At 45.2% G+C, this 17,360-nt stretch carries 16 protein-coding genes; 2 read left to right on the top strand and 14 right to left on the bottom strand.

The genetic code is table 11. The annotated features are described in order from the left end of the window. The first annotated feature begins 96 nt into the window (after window positions 1–96). Both ACMXYP_RS02570 and ACMXYP_RS02565 read left to right on the top strand, forming a co-directional pair. Entirely contained in the window at window positions 97–2,037 is a 1,941-nt protein-coding gene (locus ACMXYP_RS02570; RefSeq protein ID WP_415883443.1) for a flagellar hook-length control protein FliK, read from the top strand. Further along, on the top strand, window positions 2,034–2,351 hold the full coding sequence (locus ACMXYP_RS02565; RefSeq protein WP_415883442.1) for an EscU/YscU/HrcU family type III secretion system export apparatus switch protein: 318 nt from the start codon (window positions 2,034–2,036) through the stop codon (window positions 2,349–2,351). The genes ACMXYP_RS02570 and ACMXYP_RS02565 overlap by 4 nt, the downstream gene beginning before the upstream one ends. Here ACMXYP_RS02565 and ACMXYP_RS02560 read toward each other — a convergent pair. From ACMXYP_RS02560 to flhB, 14 genes are all read right to left on the bottom strand, one after another. Then, window positions 2,348–2,752 (bottom strand): DUF2802 domain-containing protein, encoded by a 405-nt coding sequence (locus ACMXYP_RS02560; protein ID WP_415883441.1) that lies wholly within the window; start codon window positions 2,750–2,752, stop codon window positions 2,348–2,350. The two genes, ACMXYP_RS02565 and ACMXYP_RS02560, sit on opposite strands and share 4 nt — an antisense overlap. A gap of 23 nt (window positions 2,753–2,775) precedes the next feature. Continuing rightward, complete coding sequence (locus ACMXYP_RS02555; protein WP_415883440.1) at window positions 2,776–3,804, bottom strand: chemotaxis protein CheW; 1,029 nt, start codon at window positions 3,802–3,804, stop codon at window positions 2,776–2,778. After that, window positions 3,801–4,586: a ParA family protein gene (locus ACMXYP_RS02550; RefSeq protein WP_415883439.1), complete on the bottom strand. Its 786-nt coding sequence runs from the start codon at window positions 4,584–4,586 to the stop codon at window positions 3,801–3,803. The genes ACMXYP_RS02555 and ACMXYP_RS02550 overlap by 4 nt, the downstream gene beginning before the upstream one ends. Further along, complete coding sequence (gene motD, locus ACMXYP_RS02545; RefSeq protein ID WP_415883438.1) at window positions 4,587–5,522, bottom strand: flagellar motor protein MotD; 936 nt, start codon at window positions 5,520–5,522, stop codon at window positions 4,587–4,589. Window positions 5,523–5,524: 2 nt separating this feature from the next. Next, a complete protein-coding gene (locus tag ACMXYP_RS02540; protein ID WP_415883437.1) occupies window positions 5,525–6,265 on the bottom strand; it encodes a flagellar motor protein in 741 nt (246 codons plus the stop codon). Between the two features lie 5 nt (window positions 6,266–6,270). Then, a complete protein-coding gene (locus tag ACMXYP_RS02535; RefSeq protein WP_415883436.1) occupies window positions 6,271–7,503 on the bottom strand; it encodes a protein-glutamate methylesterase/protein-glutamine glutaminase in 1,233 nt (410 codons plus the stop codon). 25 nt (window positions 7,504–7,528) lie between these two features. After that, window positions 7,529–9,625 carry a chemotaxis protein CheA gene (locus ACMXYP_RS02530; protein WP_415883435.1) on the bottom strand — a complete coding sequence of 699 codons (2,097 nt, stop codon included), beginning with the start codon at window positions 9,623–9,625 and terminating at the stop codon, window positions 7,529–7,531. A gap of 12 nt (window positions 9,626–9,637) precedes the next feature. Further along, window positions 9,638–10,435, bottom strand: coding sequence for a protein phosphatase CheZ (locus tag ACMXYP_RS02525; RefSeq protein WP_415883434.1), 798 nt, complete (start codon window positions 10,433–10,435; stop codon window positions 9,638–9,640). A gap of 18 nt (window positions 10,436–10,453) precedes the next feature. Then, window positions 10,454–10,837 carry a chemotaxis response regulator CheY gene (gene cheY, locus ACMXYP_RS02520; protein ID WP_040661672.1) on the bottom strand — a complete coding sequence of 128 codons (384 nt, stop codon included), beginning with the start codon at window positions 10,835–10,837 and terminating at the stop codon, window positions 10,454–10,456. Between the two features lie 80 nt (window positions 10,838–10,917). Next, window positions 10,918–11,628: an RNA polymerase sigma factor FliA gene (locus ACMXYP_RS02515; RefSeq protein ID WP_415883433.1), complete on the bottom strand. Its 711-nt coding sequence runs from the start codon at window positions 11,626–11,628 to the stop codon at window positions 10,918–10,920. Window positions 11,629–11,640: 12 nt separating this feature from the next. Continuing rightward, on the bottom strand, window positions 11,641–12,468 hold the full coding sequence (locus tag ACMXYP_RS02510) for a MinD/ParA family protein (protein ID WP_415883432.1): 828 nt from the start codon (window positions 12,466–12,468) through the stop codon (window positions 11,641–11,643). 15 nt (window positions 12,469–12,483) lie between these two features. Continuing rightward, window positions 12,484–13,920, bottom strand: coding sequence for a flagellar biosynthesis protein FlhF (gene flhF, locus ACMXYP_RS02505; RefSeq protein ID WP_415883431.1), 1,437 nt, complete (start codon window positions 13,918–13,920; stop codon window positions 12,484–12,486). Window positions 13,921–13,962: 42 nt separating this feature from the next. Further along, window positions 13,963–16,071: a flagellar biosynthesis protein FlhA gene (gene flhA / locus ACMXYP_RS02500; RefSeq protein WP_415883430.1), complete on the bottom strand. Its 2,109-nt coding sequence runs from the start codon at window positions 16,069–16,071 to the stop codon at window positions 13,963–13,965. Window positions 16,072–16,214: 143 nt separating this feature from the next. Next, window positions 16,215–17,354 carry a flagellar biosynthesis protein FlhB gene (flhB, locus tag ACMXYP_RS02495; protein ID WP_415883429.1) on the bottom strand — a complete coding sequence of 380 codons (1,140 nt, stop codon included), beginning with the start codon at window positions 17,352–17,354 and terminating at the stop codon, window positions 16,215–16,217. Window positions 17,355–17,360: the final 6 nt, after the last annotated feature.

Genomic DNA, 17,360 nt, shown 5'->3' with positions numbered 1-17,360 from the left:
AAGTTGGATTCTTATCCTCATTTAGCAGCATATATTTCTCATAGAATAACGCCCGCACGCTCCTTACTCATTCCCTAGGACTAGAGGTTACTAAACTTGCTACCACAAATACCTGCTATTCCACTGCAAACGACCAGCAGTAATAGCGATTCTGCTCAAAATGTAAATCGACTGTTCCCAGTCGGGCAGAACGTCAGTGCGACCGTTGTAGCGGTAAGTAGGGATCAGATCCAACCGGAAGTTTTTAAGCTCAAACTGGAAGTTAACAATCGATTGATCCAGATGGGAGTCTTTCAAACACTGCCTGTAGGGCAGAAGATCAATGTAAATCGCCAAAGTGATGGCCAAATTCAGATCACGCCGCAGCCTGCACAGACGGGTAATACAACTAACACCCAGACCAGCAATACGCAAAATCAACCACAACAAGCCCAGCAAAGCGCCAACAATACGGCCGCTAGACCGGATCCTGGCATACAGTTAAAACTTGCCCAATCAGCGGATACTCTAAAACTTCCTGCTGATACGCGTGTTACGGCTGCAGTCATCAGCAGTCGGCCTATCTACCCATCTCCTACACCGAGCGGCCAGCAGGTACAGGCTAACGTAGCGAGTACCACTACAACTCTGCAACAAACGGTAACGATACCTCAACAGACAGCTGCAAGCCCTCAACAAATACCCGTTTTACAGCAACAAGCCATAACGACTGCTAATCAGCCAAATAATCCCAGCCCGGCAGCCCAACAAGTACCCGCACAAACCACTCAGGCAAGCACTTCTCCAGCAATACAAGCTCAACCGACAATTACACCTATACCTACCAGTGTTCAGAACAATACTACCCAAGCAACAAATACTGCGGGGGCTCAGCCGAACCTTACTACGCCAACCAACAACAGCGCGCCGCACAACCAAATTGCTCCCACCGTTCAAGGGGCTAGTACAGTAGCAACCTCACAAACCACTGGACCTTCGATACAACCCCAACAGCAAAACATTGCAGATAAAACTAACCCAGTTGCACAACAGGTCCAGCAAAACCCTGCACCTGTTAAAACAGGCCCACCAATACATCACCTAGTAAGCTTGGCGCTACCAGACGGTTCAAAAGTAGAGGTTCAATCGCCTCGACCTATCCCGCAGGGTGCTCAACTGCAATTGGTCTCTAACGGCAATCAAAACGTTCAGGTTCTGCGCTTACAGGACCCACCTTTGACGTTAAATTCTGCGTTAGACAAACCAGCCATACAGGAAATACTGCGTAACACACTACCTGTACAGCAACCTACAGCTACGGCTTTTAATCAGTTAGCACAAGCGACTGCAACCGAGACAAGTCAAACCTCTCAGATAGGCAGTGTTGTTCGCAGCATGCTAAACCTATTTGGCGTACGCCCAGGTAGTAGCGAAGCGCCCTCTCAGATACGTCAAAACGTTGAATTAGGCGGGTTAAATACTGAGCGCCAATTAAGCCAAGGGCGAAGTGCAAGCCCTTTAGACATGAAAGCCCAGTTACAGCAATTGCAACAACTTAGCGACAAGCTTCCTGCTGAACAGAAAGAACGTTTTGATCAGATCATTAAAGGCTTACAATCCAGAGTTACCAGCCAACAAATCAACTCTCTTCATCAATGGCGTGAGCTACCAGATGGCGGATTTGAGCGCGTATTACAACTAGATCTACCGATAAAACAAGGTGAAAGCTGGGAGAATTTAGAACTTAGACTTAGCCGAGAAGGCGGGACTAACGCTGCAGGCGAGATGGTTTCAGTTTGGCGGGTTCGACTGCACTTTGACCTTGAGGAGCAAGGCGGCGTCGATGCTGAAATTAGGTTAACAGATGGACATGAAATCAGTACGCTATTTTGGTGTGAACAAAAAGATACCGCAGAAAAATTGAGAGAACGCTCCGAAGAGTTTGCTGAAAAATTAAGAATGTGTGGTTTTAATAATTCAGAAATCACTTGGCACGAGGGTCAAGCCCCTCGACAGGATCAGGTGGTTCATAAACAGCTAGTCGATCTGCATACATGAAATTTTCCAAACCTGATTTAGATGCTCCGCGACAAAAAGCGATCGCCCTGAAATACGATCAAGAGATGGGTAAGGCCCCTCTCATCGTTGCTAAAGGTATGGGGGAAATTGCTGAGCAGATCATTGCGCTCGCAGAAGAAAATAATATCCACATCCACGAAAGCCCCGAACTTGTGGAAGTGTTAATCAGGCTTGAACTCGGTGACGAGATTCCTGAATCACTCTATAGAGCTATTGCTGAAGTTATCGCCTTTGCTTATAGCCTAAAACACGACACATCAGAGATCATAAAAGCGGCAGAGAAAAAGCGCTAACGATCTGAACCTAATGCCTCATGAGGCGCTTGTAACTCTTTATGTAACAGCGCCATCAATTCCGCTTCTGGTCGACCTAACCCGCAATTCTTGACCAGATCATCGACATCCGCTCCCATCTCCATCAATCGGGTCGCTTGATTGTATGCCAAAGCAGATGGATCTCGATTTTCTAATTCCAGTTGTTTATCAGCCGTTAGATTCAGCTTCTGTTCCACCTCAATAAGACGACGTCCCATGCCGATAGAGCCATTAGTCATTGCTTGAATTTCATTGCGTAAAACATTGATCAGCGCCTGATGCTGACGCTCATTTTTCTGTAAGCGCTTGAACAACACATAGCTTGTGCAAGCCGTACCTAACACAATAATAAGTAGAATAATTTCAAACAATGACGGCATTATCTCTCCAAAGCCTCTATCCGTTAGAAGGCCTTATCAAACTGATTCATCAATTCAGGAATATCTAAAATGGCACAACGCTCTTCCATATAAGTACCCCATAGCCACTTACGTGGATTATCACTACCAGCCCAAGATACTTTATCCACAGGAATTCGAACCGATTTTACCAACTCATCACAAGCAAGCGCCCAATGACGACCACGAAGAATAATTAATTCATCGTATTTAGCCATTTCCGGCTGGTAACGCTCGGGAATCAACCACAATGCAGTATCAATAACATTGGTATCTGCACTGCTTCCACCGAAACGACCTAGACACCAGTCATGCGCTGCATCCAATGTGAGAGATACGGAACTTAAATGCACCGCTCCTTCAATGTAATCGAACGGAATCGCCAAATTTAAGCCATGCATTTTTATTAATACACAGTTGATCTCTCGACTTGTTGCCCCTGAACCTGCAGCGGATAATTGCGCCTGGTCTGGAGCTTTCGCCGGTGCTGGCTCTGGCTCTGGCTCTGGCTCTGGCTCTGGCTCTGGCTCTGGCTCTGGCTCTGGCTCTGGCTCTGGCTCTGGCTCTGGCTCTGGCTCTGGCTCTGGCTCTGGCTCTGGCTCTGGCTCTGGCTCTGGCTCTGGCTCTGGCTCTGGCTCTGGCTCTGGCTCTGGCTCTGGCTCTGGCTCTGGCTCTGGCTCTGGCTCTGGCTCTGGCTCTGGCTCTGGCTCTGGCTCTGGCTCTGGCTCTGGCTCTGGCTCTGGCTCTGGCTCTGGCTCTGGCTCTGGCTCTGGCTCTGGCTCTGGCTCTTCAGTATTTTGATCTGTCGATTCAGCAAGCAAAGCATTTTCTTCGCTTTCGACACCTAAACCTTGATGCTCTAGACTTTCTTCTGCAGCGATCTGTTCTTCAATGGCCGCAATTTCAGCTTCCGTATCAATTGCACCCGCATCGGGATCTGATAGCAGCGATTCTAGATAATCGAAAACTAGCTTTTGAACGCCATGAACTTCTACATCATCCTGCTCAAGAGGCTTTTTATCTGACTGACTCATAGGGCCTCCTGCTTTTGACGTTCTAATAAAGTACGCAATAAACGCGCATAGGAATGAACCCCTCGACTACTGGAGTCCATAACCGAAGGCACAAGCCCTTGAATACTCGCATTTCTAAATTTGGTATCTACCGGAATAACCGCGTTAGAGATCTCATTTGGATAATTATGATGCAGCTCTCGTAAGCTACTAACTGAAGCTTGAGTTCTACGATCATAGAAGGTCGGAATAATCGTAAAACTGAGTTTTTTACTACGCGCACGGTTAATCATATTAATTGTTCTAACCATCCGCTCTAGACCTTTTAGGGCTAGAAACTCAGTCTGAACAGGAACCAATAAATGTTCACATGCAGCTAGGGCATTCACCATCAACACACCTAGTACTGGAGGGCTATCAATCAATACATAATCATATTGATCACGAACGTGTGATAGGGCTTTGGCCACCTGCAATCCCATACCTTCTGCACCGACAGCTTTTCGCTCCAAAGTTGCCATTGCAGTTGATGCAGGAATCAGCTCTATACGCTCATGACTGCTTTTCAAAAGCAGACGTGCTACATCATCCCTCTTAACCTGACTACTCCCAGTGAATAGATCATAAACACTGTCTTCTAATTCATCTGGGTCATAACCAAAATAACTGGTCAAAGATCCGTGCGGATCTAAATCAATCAACAAGACACGATAGCCGACTTCAGCCAATAACCCGGCGATTGTCACTACTGTGGTTGTTTTGCCGACGCCACCCTTCTGGTTGGCAACTGACCATACATGCATTTAATTGTCTTCCTGTTCTGGCGACTTCGATTCAGCTTTCCTGAACAAAACATCACCATCTCCGGTTTCTACCTGTTCAATTACGGGTACTGTTTCTTTTTCCGGTGTTGATAACACCGTTGATACAGCATCAGCACTAACTTGCTGACTACCAAATGAAGATACGGTTCTACGGACCTTTTCGTCACGTGATACAACAATCAACACTCGGCGATTTAATTTCTGTCCTTCCGCAGTACGATTGCTATAAGCAGGCTGAAACTCGCCATAACCCACTGCAGCCATACGCTCTGGCTCTACACCAAATTGAGCAAGTAGCCTTACAACAGCGGCGGCCCTAGCAGCTGACAGTTCCCAGTTGGAAGGATAAGCATCTGTCGATATTCTCTGGTTATCGGTAAACCCTTCCACATGAATAGGGTTTGATCGCCCTTTCAACATCATTGCAATCTGTTCCAGCAATTGATCCGCAAGAATATTGGGTAACGCACCACCTGAATCAAATAAATAATTAGACCGCAGCTCGATAGAAAGCCACAGATCATTACCTGTAATTCTTAATTGGCCCTCATCAATCATCTTAGCAAAAGCTACAGCCATCTCCTGCTGTAATGCCTTTAAAATGTCAGTTTCTTCCTGATCCGGCGGAGAAATTGTAACTTCTGGTACATCCACATCAGTTTTGCCGCCGATAAAGATAGCAAAACCGCTTTCACTTTTTCCTTCACCTGACGCAGGATTAACATCGATTGCTTGATCAACACCAACAAAGACACCTGCTAACGCCTCTGTTAAATGCTTGTATTTTTCTTCGTTAACCGACGATATCGCATACATAACGACAAAGAATGCAAATAGCAAAGTAATAAAATCCGCATAGGAAATAACCCAACGGTCATTTCGTACACTTTCATCCACTACCTGTCGACGAGGCATAACTATCTCAAATAACCTTGGAGGCGCTGTTGAATCGCCTTAGGGTTTTGCCCCTCTGCAATAAACATCAATCCTTCTAGCACCATCTCTTGAGACTGATACCTCATAGATATCAAACTTTTAATTTTATTCGCTACCGGAATTAAAAATAAGTTTGCGATACCTATTCCGTAGATAGTCGCCACAAATGCTGTCGCAATACCCGCACCAAGACCTTCAGGGTCAGACAGGTTACTCATTACGTGAATCAAACCTAATACCGCACCAATAATACCTAGAGTTGGCGCATACCCACCCATACTTTCAATAACTTTGGCGCCTTGAAGGTCTCTTTGCTCTAGCGTAATAAGGTCAACTTCTAAAGTGCTTCTTATAACATCAGAACCTTTACCATCAGCTAATAAGAGAAGACCTGTTTTAACAAAATCATCGTTATGCTTATCAGCTTCGCCTTCTAAAGCTAAAAGTCCTTTACGGCGTGCAATGACGCACCATTGCACAATCTCCTCACTCTTACTTTTAAGGTCCTGCTGATTATTCCCAAAAGCCCAGCCAATCAACTTGATTGCTCGAACAAAATCTTGTTTTGGTGACTGAATGATTGCGGCAGCCAAGGTACCACAAATAACAATTATCGCAGCAGGCAGGTTTAGCAGCTCCTGCGCATGACCACCTTCGAGATAGTTACCACCAAGAACAGCTGCAAAAGCTAGTAATACACCTATTACAGCAGTGAAATCCATCACAACTACCTTCTAGTACTCAAAATCGGTCCGAATTCAGTTAAATCGAGAATGTCATTAGCTAATCCAGCATTAACAACAGCTTGCGGCATACCGTAAATAGTACAGCTTTCTTCATTCTGCGCCCAAATTGTGGCTCCTTGCTGTCGTAACATTTTGGCACCATCACGACCATCAGCACCCATGCCAGTCAAAATAATTCCTAGCACTTTATTTCCATAGCTTTTTGCTGCAGAAGCATAAGTAACATCAACACTTGGCTTGTAGGTTAAACGCTCATCTCCCGGCATAATTCGAATTTTATCCAAACTACGAGGATCAATAATCATCTGATGACCACCTGGAGCCAATAGAGCACGACCAGGCATCAAACGATCACCATCTTCAGCCTCTTTTACTGAAATTTTGCATTGCTGATCAAGACGGGTAGCAAATACCGACGTAAACGTTTTAGGCATGTGCTGGACCAACAAAATAGGATATGGAAAATTAGCAGGTAATTGAGTCAATATTTGCTGTAGGGCAGCAGGCCCACCAGTTGATGACCCAATAACCACAATCTTACACCCAGAAGGAACTGAAACTTTTGATGCAGATTTATAAGCTGTAGATTTCTTTATTTCTGGCTGTGCAGGCTTAGCTCTTAGGTGCGAACTCGCCGAACGCTCCCTTAATGTCGAGCCTGAAGGGTAACGCGGTTTTTCAATGGGCCTTGTTGGCCTAGCAGACGGTGTTGAGCGAGTCGTTTTACTTTCAGCCTCTGGTCTAAACACCATTGATTTACTTTTACCACTTCCAACATTATTTGGAGAGATAAACGTACTACGAAGCTTAGAGTGACGAGATCGACCAAGTTCTACAACTTTATCCCTTAGTTGCTTTTCCAAAGACGCAGAATGCTCCATCCAAGCGCGCATATCCTTAGATAGATAATCGAGCGCACCTGCTTCTAGGGCTTGCAGTGTCACTTGCGCTCCTTCATGAGTTAATGAAGAGAGCATCAGTATATTAGTTGGGCATTCCCGCATGATCACCCTGACCGCTTCAATGCCATTCATTTGTGGCATTTCCACATCCATAGTGATCAAGTCGGGTTTAAGTTTTTTGGCCTGCTCAACTGCTTCCATGCCGTTTTGAGCAGAACCAACCACTTCTATTCGACTATCTCCTGAAAGCAAGTCAGTAATACGGTGCCTAAAGAAACCAGAATCATCTACTACCAGTACCCTAATAGACATCTTTAATTGCTCTCATTCAGGTACATCAAGAAGCGTGATATTTAAGCAAGTTCGGAATATCAATAATCAGTGCGATACGGCCATCACCTGTAATTGTTGCGCCAGACAGACCCGGCGTTCCGTGCAAGATTGTACCTAAAGGCTTAATTACAACCTCTTCCTGACCTACTAACTGATCAACTACAAATCCAACGCGCTGAGTACCAACCGTCACAATAACTACGTGGCCTTGCTCTGGTAAGTCTGCACTTTGTTGACCACCGATCAACCAACGTTTGAGATGGAACAAAGGCAATGCTTGGTCACGTACAATAATCACTTGCTGACCATCAACAACATTTGTCTTAGTCAGATCAAGGTTAAAGATTTCATTAACATTTACTAATGGTAATGCAAACGCTTGGTCTTCCAAAATAACCATCAACGTTGGCATGATTGCCAATGTTAGAGGTACCTGAATCGCAATACGCGAACCTTGACCAATTACAGAGTCAATATTCAACGTACCGTTCAGCTGGGTAATTTTTGTTTTAACTACATCCATACCCACGCCACGACCAGAAACATCAGAAATTTCTTTCTTAGTTGAGAAGCCAGCCGCAAAGATCAGATTAAAGCACTCTTGCTCAGTAAGACGACGAGCAGCTTCAGCATCCATCATGCCTCGCTCAATTGCCAGATTACGCAGTTTTTCTGCGTCCATACCAGCACCATCATCCTGAATAACCAATAGAATATGATCACCTTCCTGCTCGGCAGAAAGTAATACATGGCCTTCTCTTGGTTTACCTGCAGCTTCTCGAACATCTGGCGATTCAATTCCGTGATCTACGGCATTTCGAACCAAGTGAATCAAAGGATCGGCAAGCGCTTCAACCAAGTTTTTATCTAAATCGGTATCTTCTCCGCGAAGCTCTAAGCGAATCTCTTTTTTCAAGTTACGTGATAGGTCACGAATCAAACGCGGGAATCGACCAAACACCTTCTTCACAGGCTGCATTCGCGTTTTCATAACTGACATTTGTAAGTCAGCTGTCACCATATCTAGCGTACCTAATGCCTTCGCCATCTCTTCGTCTTCACGTGTAACACCAAGACGAACCAAACGGTTTCGAACAAGAACTAGCTCTCCCACCATGTTCATGATTTTGTCTAACAAACGCGTATCTACACGAACATTGCTTTCTGCCTGAGGCTTAGCTTGCTGATGCGCAGCTTTCACTGCTGCCGCTGCCGCTTTTTCAGATTTTTCGGGGGCAGGTGCCTGAGCTACAGGTGCAGCAGGAGCTGGCGCTGGTGCTGGTGCTGGTGCTGGTGCTGGTGCTGGTGCTGCTGCAGCGGGTGTGGTGGCTGGCGCTGTATTTTCTGCAAACGCACCTTTACCCTGAGATTGCAGCTCATCTAACAGAGCTTCGAATTCATCTTCAGTGATAAGGTCATCACCGCCTGCTGGTGCCGCTGCTGCTGGTGCTTTTGAAGCGCCCTCAGAACCAGGACCTTTACCTTGACCATGAAGTTCATCCAGCAAAGATTCGAACTCATCTTCAGTGATCAACCCATCATCAGCCCCACTCTCTTCAGCAGGCGAAGGGCCTCCCAAATCATCCAAGAGCATATCAAATTCATCTGAGCTCTGATCTGCATTATTTACTACTGGTTCAGGTGCAGGTGCTGGCGCGGCTTCTGGTGCTGCCGGGGCTGGAGCAGGTGTTGCTTCAGCAGGTGCTGGAGCTCCGCCACTAGCAAAGGCAATGAGCGCCTGAATTAGTTGTGGATCAGCATTTTCTGGCTCTTGACCACCTCTTACGGCGTCAAACATCACGTTTACAGTATCCAGTGCCTGCAGTACTACATCCATCAGTTCCGGCGAAACCTTAATCTCGCCATTTCTCAACATATCAAAGAGATTTTCTGCGTTATGGCAACAATCAACCATAGGCTCAAGTTGTAAGAAACCTGCACCACCTTTTACGGTATGAAAGCCACGAAATATTGCGTTGAGCAGATCACTGTCATCTGGACGCTGCTCCAGATCGACTAACTGTTCAGATAATTGCTCAAGGATTTCACCTGCTTCTACAAGGAAATCTTCAAGAATCTCCTGATCCACTTCCAAACTCATACGGCGCTCCTCTTAAAAACCCAGGCTAGAAAGCAGGTCATCAACTTCGTCTTGATTGCTGACAACATCAGCACTGTCTTTGTTGACCTGCGGCCCTTCAGCCTGAATAGGATTCTTTTTATTATCCTGTTTGTCATCTTCAGGCGCTGTTAGCACCTCGATGCCCGACAATTTTTCAACCTGCGCAGCCATCTCCATCAAACTAACTAAGTGCGTTTCAACATTTGTCACTAAGTTAATAACTCGACGGATCAACTGACCTGTAATATCTTGATAGCTCTGAGATACTACAATATCGGTCAACTCTGACCGCAAAGTTTCAATTGTCTTTTCAGATTCTTCTTTTACTGCACATGTACGGTCATAGACGCCATTCAAATTGTCGTGCTCTTTTTCCAATTGACCAACAAGCGACAATAGATCCTTAAACCGTTCACTCTGTGAATCTAAACGATCAACCAGACCCAGTGCTTTATCAACACGATCCATGGTCTCATGTGCATTTTTTTCTGTAACTTCAATTACATAATTTAGACGATCTGCCGCATCAGCATCTTTTGGTGCCGCATCATCATCCAATTCCAAGCTAGTTCCAAGCTCAGTAGAAAAGGCTTTAATTGCTTCATGCAGGCCACGAGTCAGGTGACCCACTTCGCTAAAGAAGGTCTTATGTCTGAATTCGTGAAGCTCTTGAATCAGATCCATGGCTTCAGAGAGGTTTCCCTCATTGAGGACGGAAACTAATTCTTGAGCCTTCAACTGCAATTCCATTTCGAAGCGCCCTACACCTTTATCTGTTCCTGCAATCATTACAACGGACCTTATTTCTTAACCTAGGCGTTCAAAGATCTTATCAATCTTTTCTTTCAGCACTGCCGCAGTAAATGGCTTAACTACGTAGCCGTTCACCCCCGCCTGCGCCGCCGCAATAATCTGCTCTTTCTTAGCTTCAGCTGTAACCATAAGCACAGGCATATGAGCTAAGTTAGGATCAGAACGAACTTCTTTTAAAAGATCGATACCGGTCATTCCTGGCATATTCCAATCAGTGACCAGAAAATCAATTCCCCCTTGTTTGAGGATTGGTAGTGCAGTCTGACCATCATCCGCTTCCTGAACATTTGTCATGCCCAGATCACGCAATAGGTTTTTAATAATTCGTCTCATTGTGGAGAAATCATCCACTACAAGAATTTTCATGTCTTTATTCAAGACGGCCTCCTGTTAGAACTACGCAACTCATTGAGTCTACACTTAATTACCGCAATTACGTTGAGTCTGGTCAACCCTTTTTACTGCCAATCACTTAGTCGCGAACGCAACCTTAACGCTGCTTGACTATGGATCTGACTAACTCGAGACTCACTTACACCTAATACTTGACCAATTTCTTTTAAATTGAGCTCTTCATCATAATAGAGCGCTAACACCAACTTTTCCCGTTCTGGTAAGTTATTTATAGCTGTAGTTAGCGCTTTTAAAAATGCTTCTCGCTCAAAATTTTTATTTGGACCCGGGTCATCATTTGCAAAAGACTCCCCTGGACCTTCATGTTGAGGATTGATCATCTCCTCAAAACTAAAGAGTCTGCTATCTAAACTATCCTTAAGCAAATTATGGTAATCAGCAACACTGATACCCATCTCTTTAGCCACTTCTGAATCTGTTGCATCGCGCCCTGTTCTAGCTTCTATCTGCTGGATAGCTTCTGTTACGCGACGACTATTTCGATGTACTGAACGCGGCGTCCAATCGCCACGGCGTACCTCATCAATGATGGAGCCACGAATGCGGATCCCTGCATAAGTTTCAAAGCTTGCTCCTTTCGAAGCATCGTATTTACTTGCGGCTTCGAGTAAACCGATCATACCTGCTTGTATAAGATCATCCAGCATTACGGTCGCAGGCAAACGAGCAAGCAAATGATGTGCAATACGTTTAACTAGCGGCGCATACTGCTCAATTAGCTCTTCACTCGTTTGTAATTGCAGCTGGTTGTACATACCGCCTCTTTGCTAATCCGAAGAACGAACCCCCTGAACGAGTCGTTCAACAAAAAACTCTAAATGACCTCGGGGCACAGTTTGAACCGGCCACCCATTTACTTTATTCGCTAATTGACGATATGCCAAGGAGACTTTGCTCTTTGGAAACGCTTTTAAAACAGCCACTTGACGCCGAACCGCCTTACGAACATTTTCATCATAAGGGATTGATCCTACATATTGAAGCGTCACATCAAGAAACCTATCAGTAACTGTTAATAACTTCCCGAACATATTCCGCCCTTCCTGTTCACTTCGCACCATATTGGCCAGAACACGGAAGCGGGTCATTTTATAATCCCGATTTAACAGTTTAATTAAAGCATAAGCATCGGTAATTGAGGTGGGTTCATCACAAACAACAACTAAAACTTCTTGTGCAGCTTTAACAAAGCTCACCACCGAATCAGAAATGCCTGCTGCCGTATCAATAATAAGAACATCAGTATCGTCAGCAACCTCATTAAAAGCATGTATTAATTCTGCATGCTCATGCGGGGACAATGCTGTCATCTCTTGTGTACCAGATGAAGCAGGTACAATTTTTAGATGCTCGCCTACGTCCAGCATAATATCCTTTAGGCCACATTCACCATTCAGAACATCAGCAATATTCTTTTTCGGGCGCAAACCTAACATCACATCGACGTTTGCTAAACCTAAATCAGCATCCATCAATATAGATTTATGACCTAGATCACCTAATGCAAGCGCCAAATTCACCGAGACGTTAGTTTTACCAACGCCGCCTTTACCACCGGTTACCGCAATTACTTTAACGGGTTTATGTTGATTCATTATTAATTCCCACCATTAACCCGTTTTATAAATAGAATCGAGTGCAGACATTTTCTTTTCTGCTTCGATAGCGCGTTGAGCCGTTATAACAGCTCGACTAACCAACTCATGTTTTTTGGCAATATCAATATCATCAGGAATACGTTGCCCATCAGTAACATAGGAAACAGGCAAACGCTTTTCAACGATCAAAGAGATTGCCTCACCTAAGCTGCCAGACTCATCCATTTTACTCAGAACACAGCCATTTAAACCTAAGCCCTGATAAGCATTAAACGCCTGTTCGACAACCCTACGTTGACTACTACAAGAAACCACCAAAAGCTTTTTGAGACGCAAGCTTACACCTTCTAGCATGGCCAACTGAGCCTCACTATGCGGCTCATTGGCGTTAAGTCCAGCCGTATCAATCAGCACTAATCGTTTATTTCGAAGAGAATGAAGAACATCATCCAGACTGTTACTTTCATCAACAACCCGGACCGGAACATCTAGTATTCGGCCAAAAGTCCGCAATTGTTCATGCGCAGCTATTCGATAAGTATCCGTCGTTACTAACGCCATACTCGAACTGCCGTATTTCAATACATGACGCGCAGCAAGCTTACCAATTGTTGTTGTTTTACCGACACCAGTAGGACCAACAAAAGCAATCATTCCGCCACGCTCAATGAAATCCTCTCCCATCACAGGAATTGCATCTGACAAGCGGGTCAAAGCATTTTTCCATGCCTTGTCCGGCGCCAAACCTGACTCAACATGAGATAGAAGATGCGTAGATAATTTTTCACTCACACCTAGCAGCTCAAATTTCTTCTGTAATGGTGATTTTGCTGGCGCGGAAGCTTGCACATTACCTTGAGCTAGAACTTGCTGACTAAGAAGGTTTTTAAGCTGTGCAATTTCATCCTGCATTGACTGAATAAGATGATCAGCCCCGTCATTAAGCGGAGCAGCAGACATGGACAGCTCATTTTGGAGATCCAACCCCAAGCCTAATTCATCAGTAGCTGGCTGTTTGATAAAATTCTGATGAGCAACATTAGCTTTCTGCCTCTGCCTTTGCTTAAGCGAGGTCAAAATTTCTCTGAGATCATCATCTTGCTCGATCTGCTTATTTACCTGCCCAGGAACGTCATAATTTTGACTATCCTGTTTACCTTGCGCTTCCGCAATCTGCATTCGCGCCTTTTGCAGCTCCCCTTCTAAGTCTCGGTTAGAAGCACCAGCACCTGTCAGGACATCAATCTGAGATTGTCGCTTTTGCGTTTTCTTTTGCTTGCGGGAGAACTCTTGTTGGGCAGCCTCATAGTCATTTTCGTGCGCAGCCACAACCTCAACCCCACCAGCAACACGATGATTAGACACGATCACAGCATCAGGACCTATCTCATCCCTAACCCGCTGCATTGCCTGGCGCATATCTGGCGCAAAAAAGCGTTTTACTTTCATATCAATTCCTTATCGGCCACCACAAGCTGGGCTAAAGTACGTTTATGCCGCATTTTCCCCTCCCACTGTCGAGACAATCGTGACCTTTTTATTTTCAGGAATTTCCTGATAGGAGAGCACATTAATCTGGTGCTCTCCATACCTTACAAATTTAGCCATAAGCGGTCGCACTGGTGCTGCAACCAAAAGAACGGATGGACGCCCCATCATTTCTTGCTGTGTTGCAGCTTCAGACAGAGAGGACTGCAGCCTCTCAGCCATACCCGGCTCCAACACCAATCCATTATCTTGCCCCTGCTGAACAGAATTCAGCAAGAGCTGTTCCAATTGCGGAGCTAAAGTAATGACTGGCAGCTCAGCCTCAGATCCATTAATGTTCTGCACGATCAAACGTGATAAAGAAACCCTTACTGCCGCCGTCAGAGCCAATGGATCTTGAGTTCTATTAACCGCATCCGCCAAAGATTCCGCAATCGTACGAAAATCTTTTAACGGCACCTGCTCCATCAACAAATTTTGAAGTACCTTAAGAAGAATACTGAACGACAATTTAGCTGGAACCAACTCATCCACCAGCTTCGGAGAGCTCTTCGTAAGCATATCCAATAGCTGCTGAACTTCTTCATGCCCCAATAATTCATGGGCGTGAGACTGAAGCAACTGATTCATATGTGTTGCTACAACTGTCGAAGCATCGACCACCGTATAACCCAATGATTGTGCATGTTCTTTTTGCGACTGTTCAATCCAGATCGCATCCAAACCAAACGCAGGATCTTTTACCTCTACCCCCTGCAATTTGCCAAACACCTGCCCAGGATTAATAGCCAGTTCACGATCAGGATAAACTTCTGATTCACCTACAACCACACCCATCAAAGTAATCCGATACGCGCCAGGCAATAGATCCAGATTGTCTCGAATATGTACCGATGGCACCAGAAAACCTAAGTCCTGCGACAGCTTTTTCCTCACACCCTTGATGCGGCTCAACAACTGACCACCCTGCATCTTGTCAACCATGGGGATTAAGCGGTAACCCACCTCAAGGCCAACCATATCGACTGGCATAACATCATCCCAATCAAGCTCTCTCTTCTCGGCCTCATCCTCTTCAGGCATTTCAGCTTCTTGCTGCGCCTGTTCCTCTTGCACAGCCTCTTTCTCAACCTGTTTTTTGTGAATCCACCAAGCACCACCACCGGCAAGAAGAGCTAAAGACAAGAAGGCAAAATGCGGCATCCCTGGGATAATACCCATGATGGTAAGAATACCCGCAGCCACAGCTAAAGCTTTGGGCGATGCAAACATCTGCGATACAACCTGACCACCCATATCATGGGCAACGTTCTGACGCGTTACCATAATGGCCGCAGCAGTTGAAAGCAGCAATGACGGCACTTGCGCAACCAAACCATCACCAATGGTTAGTAGTGAATAGAAACGCATAGCAGTTTCAAAATCGAGATCGTGCTGCAACATCCCAATACCAAGACCACCCAAAAGGTTGATCACAAGAATCAAAATACCAGCAACCGCATCACCACGAACAAACTTGGAAGCACCATCCATCGAGCCATAGAAGTCTGCTTCTTGCGTCACATCCTCTCGCCTTGCTTTTGCTTCCTCTTGTCCAATAAGACCTGCATTTAAGTCAGCATCGATCGCCATCTGCTTACCCGGCATCGCGTCCAAGGTAAAGCGAGCACTTACTTCCGAGATACGACCCGCACCTTTGGTCACAACAACAAAGTTGATAATAATTAGAATAAGGAAGACGACAAAACCAACAACGTAATTACCGCCGATAACGACTTCACCAAAAGCCTCGATCACTTTACCGGCTGCATCGCCCCCCTCATGACCATAGAGTAAAACCACACGAGTCGATGCTACATTTAGAGCAAGACGCATCAATGTCGCAACAAGGATAATGGTGGGGAAAATTGCAAAATCTAGCGGGCGATTTGAGTAGACACAAACCAATAGAACAACAATTGAAAGCGCAATATTAAAGGTAAAAAGCACATCCAATAAAAAAGGAGGTACCGGCAACGTCACCATTGCCAAAATAACAAGCAGCAGTAAAGGTACGCCGATATTACCGCGCCCTAAACTTTTAACATTGTCTAAAATAACTGCCTTATCCACTCAGACCCCAAACGTCAAAAAAACATCACAACAACAATAAACACTCAATTCATCTTACAAACAGACATAGGTAGAGCAATAAAATCTGATGTTTTTTTGACGAATAGTTATACCGACTCTAAATTCTGCAATTTTTGCGCCAATTAAAGGTCATCTTTAAATTCATCAGGGATAGGTAATTTATCTACTTGTAAGTTACTTGGACGCTCAGCTTCACGCTCTTTATATCGCTTCAACTGGAATACATAAGCAAGCACTTGAGCCACAGCCATATACAAGCCAGATGGAATCTCGTCATCTATTTCAGTGGAGTTATAGATCGCACGCGCTAAAGGCGGCGCAGAAAGGATAGGAATGTCATGTTCATCGGCTATTTCTCGGATCTTTAATGCCACAAAGTCCGCCCCCTTAGCCACTAGGATCGGCGCACCACGGCCTTCGCTCTCGTATTTTAAAGCGACAGAGTAGTGAGTCGGGTTGGTGATAACTACATCAGCCTCAGGCACTGATTGCATCATTTGCCTTTGAGCAATTTCACGCTGTAACTGCCTAATACGACCCTTCACCTCAGGTTTACCTTCGGTGTTTTTCAACTCATCCTTAACCTCTTGCAAGGTCATTTTCATTTTTTCTGTATAGTCGTACAACTGATAAGGCACATCTACCACAGCCACAAGAATCAAAACCGCACTCAGCGCCATAAAAACCCAAATAATGGTCTCTAATGCCGCATCTATTGCGGGTCGCGCCTCAAAGGTACCCAGCGCCAACAGATCCCCCCTAATTGTCCATAAAATCAATATGGCAAATCCACCGACAAGCGAGAACTTTGCAATCGCCTTAAAAAGCTCAATCAATGACTTTAGGGAAAACATCCGCTTAAGGCCTGCTAAAGGATCTATTCGGCTACCTTTAGGCGCAATCGATTGCGCACTGAAGTTCCAGCCCCCTAAAGCAATAGGCCCAACCAAAGCAGCGATTAAAAGAACTCCAAATATTCCAGCTAAGCCCATGAGCGATTCTTTGGCTGAGATAGCGAAATGAGCCAACATTTTCTTAGGATCAAACACTGCATCTCTATCGAGAACAAAATTACTTTCCATAACGCCGAGCATGCTGTTGGCGAGCTGAGCACCGAAAACAATTACAGAAAAAACCGCAGCCATAAGCACTAGCGTTGTCGCCAGTTCTTTCGACCGCGGAACATCCCCCTTCTCCCGAGCCTCTTTTATTCGCTTTGGCGTGGGGTCTTCTGTTTTTTCCTGACCAGAATCTTCAGCCATAATCGC

Origin of the sequence: Neptuniibacter sp. QD34_54 (genome assembly GCF_047778055.1) — a bacterium.
Taxonomy (GTDB): domain Bacteria; phylum Pseudomonadota; class Gammaproteobacteria; order Pseudomonadales; family Balneatricaceae; genus Neptuniibacter.
This window is presented reverse-complemented; position numbering and strand designations above follow the sequence as displayed.

Bases quoted from the DNA above. Each gene is read 5' to 3' on its own strand.
- ACMXYP_RS02550 (WP_415883439.1), bottom strand. From the start codon at position 4,586: ATGCATGTATGGTCAGTTGCCAACCAGAAGGGTGGCGTCGGCAAAACA.
- ACMXYP_RS02565 (WP_415883442.1), top strand. From the start codon at position 2,034: ATGAAATTTTCCAAACCTGATTTAGATGCTCCGCGACAAAAAGCGATC.
- ACMXYP_RS02510 (WP_415883432.1), bottom strand. From the start codon at position 12,468: ATGAATCAACATAAACCCGTTAAAGTAATTGCGGTAACCGGTGGTAAA.
- ACMXYP_RS02555 (WP_415883440.1), bottom strand. From the start codon at position 3,804: ATGAGTCAGTCAGATAAAAAGCCTCTTGAGCAGGATGATGTAGAAGTT.
- ACMXYP_RS02560 (WP_415883441.1), bottom strand. From the start codon at position 2,752: ATGCCGTCATTGTTTGAAATTATTCTACTTATTATTGTGTTAGGTACG.
- ACMXYP_RS02525 (WP_415883434.1), bottom strand. From the start codon at position 10,435: ATGATTGCAGGAACAGATAAAGGTGTAGGGCGCTTCGAAATGGAATTG.
- flhB (WP_415883429.1), bottom strand. From the start codon at position 17,354: ATGGCTGAAGATTCTGGTCAGGAAAAAACAGAAGACCCCACGCCAAAG.
- ACMXYP_RS02535 (WP_415883436.1), bottom strand. From the start codon at position 7,503: ATGTCTATTAGGGTACTGGTAGTAGATGATTCTGGTTTCTTTAGGCAC.
- flhF (WP_415883431.1), bottom strand. From the start codon at position 13,920: ATGAAAGTAAAACGCTTTTTTGCGCCAGATATGCGCCAGGCAATGCAG.
- ACMXYP_RS02515 (WP_415883433.1), bottom strand. From the start codon at position 11,628: ATGTACAACCAGCTGCAATTACAAACGAGTGAAGAGCTAATTGAGCAG.
- motD (WP_415883438.1), bottom strand. From the start codon at position 5,522: ATGCCTCGTCGACAGGTAGTGGATGAAAGTGTACGAAATGACCGTTGG.
- ACMXYP_RS02530 (WP_415883435.1), bottom strand. From the start codon at position 9,625: ATGAGTTTGGAAGTGGATCAGGAGATTCTTGAAGATTTCCTTGTAGAA.
- ACMXYP_RS02540 (WP_415883437.1), bottom strand. From the start codon at position 6,265: ATGGATTTCACTGCTGTAATAGGTGTATTACTAGCTTTTGCAGCTGTT.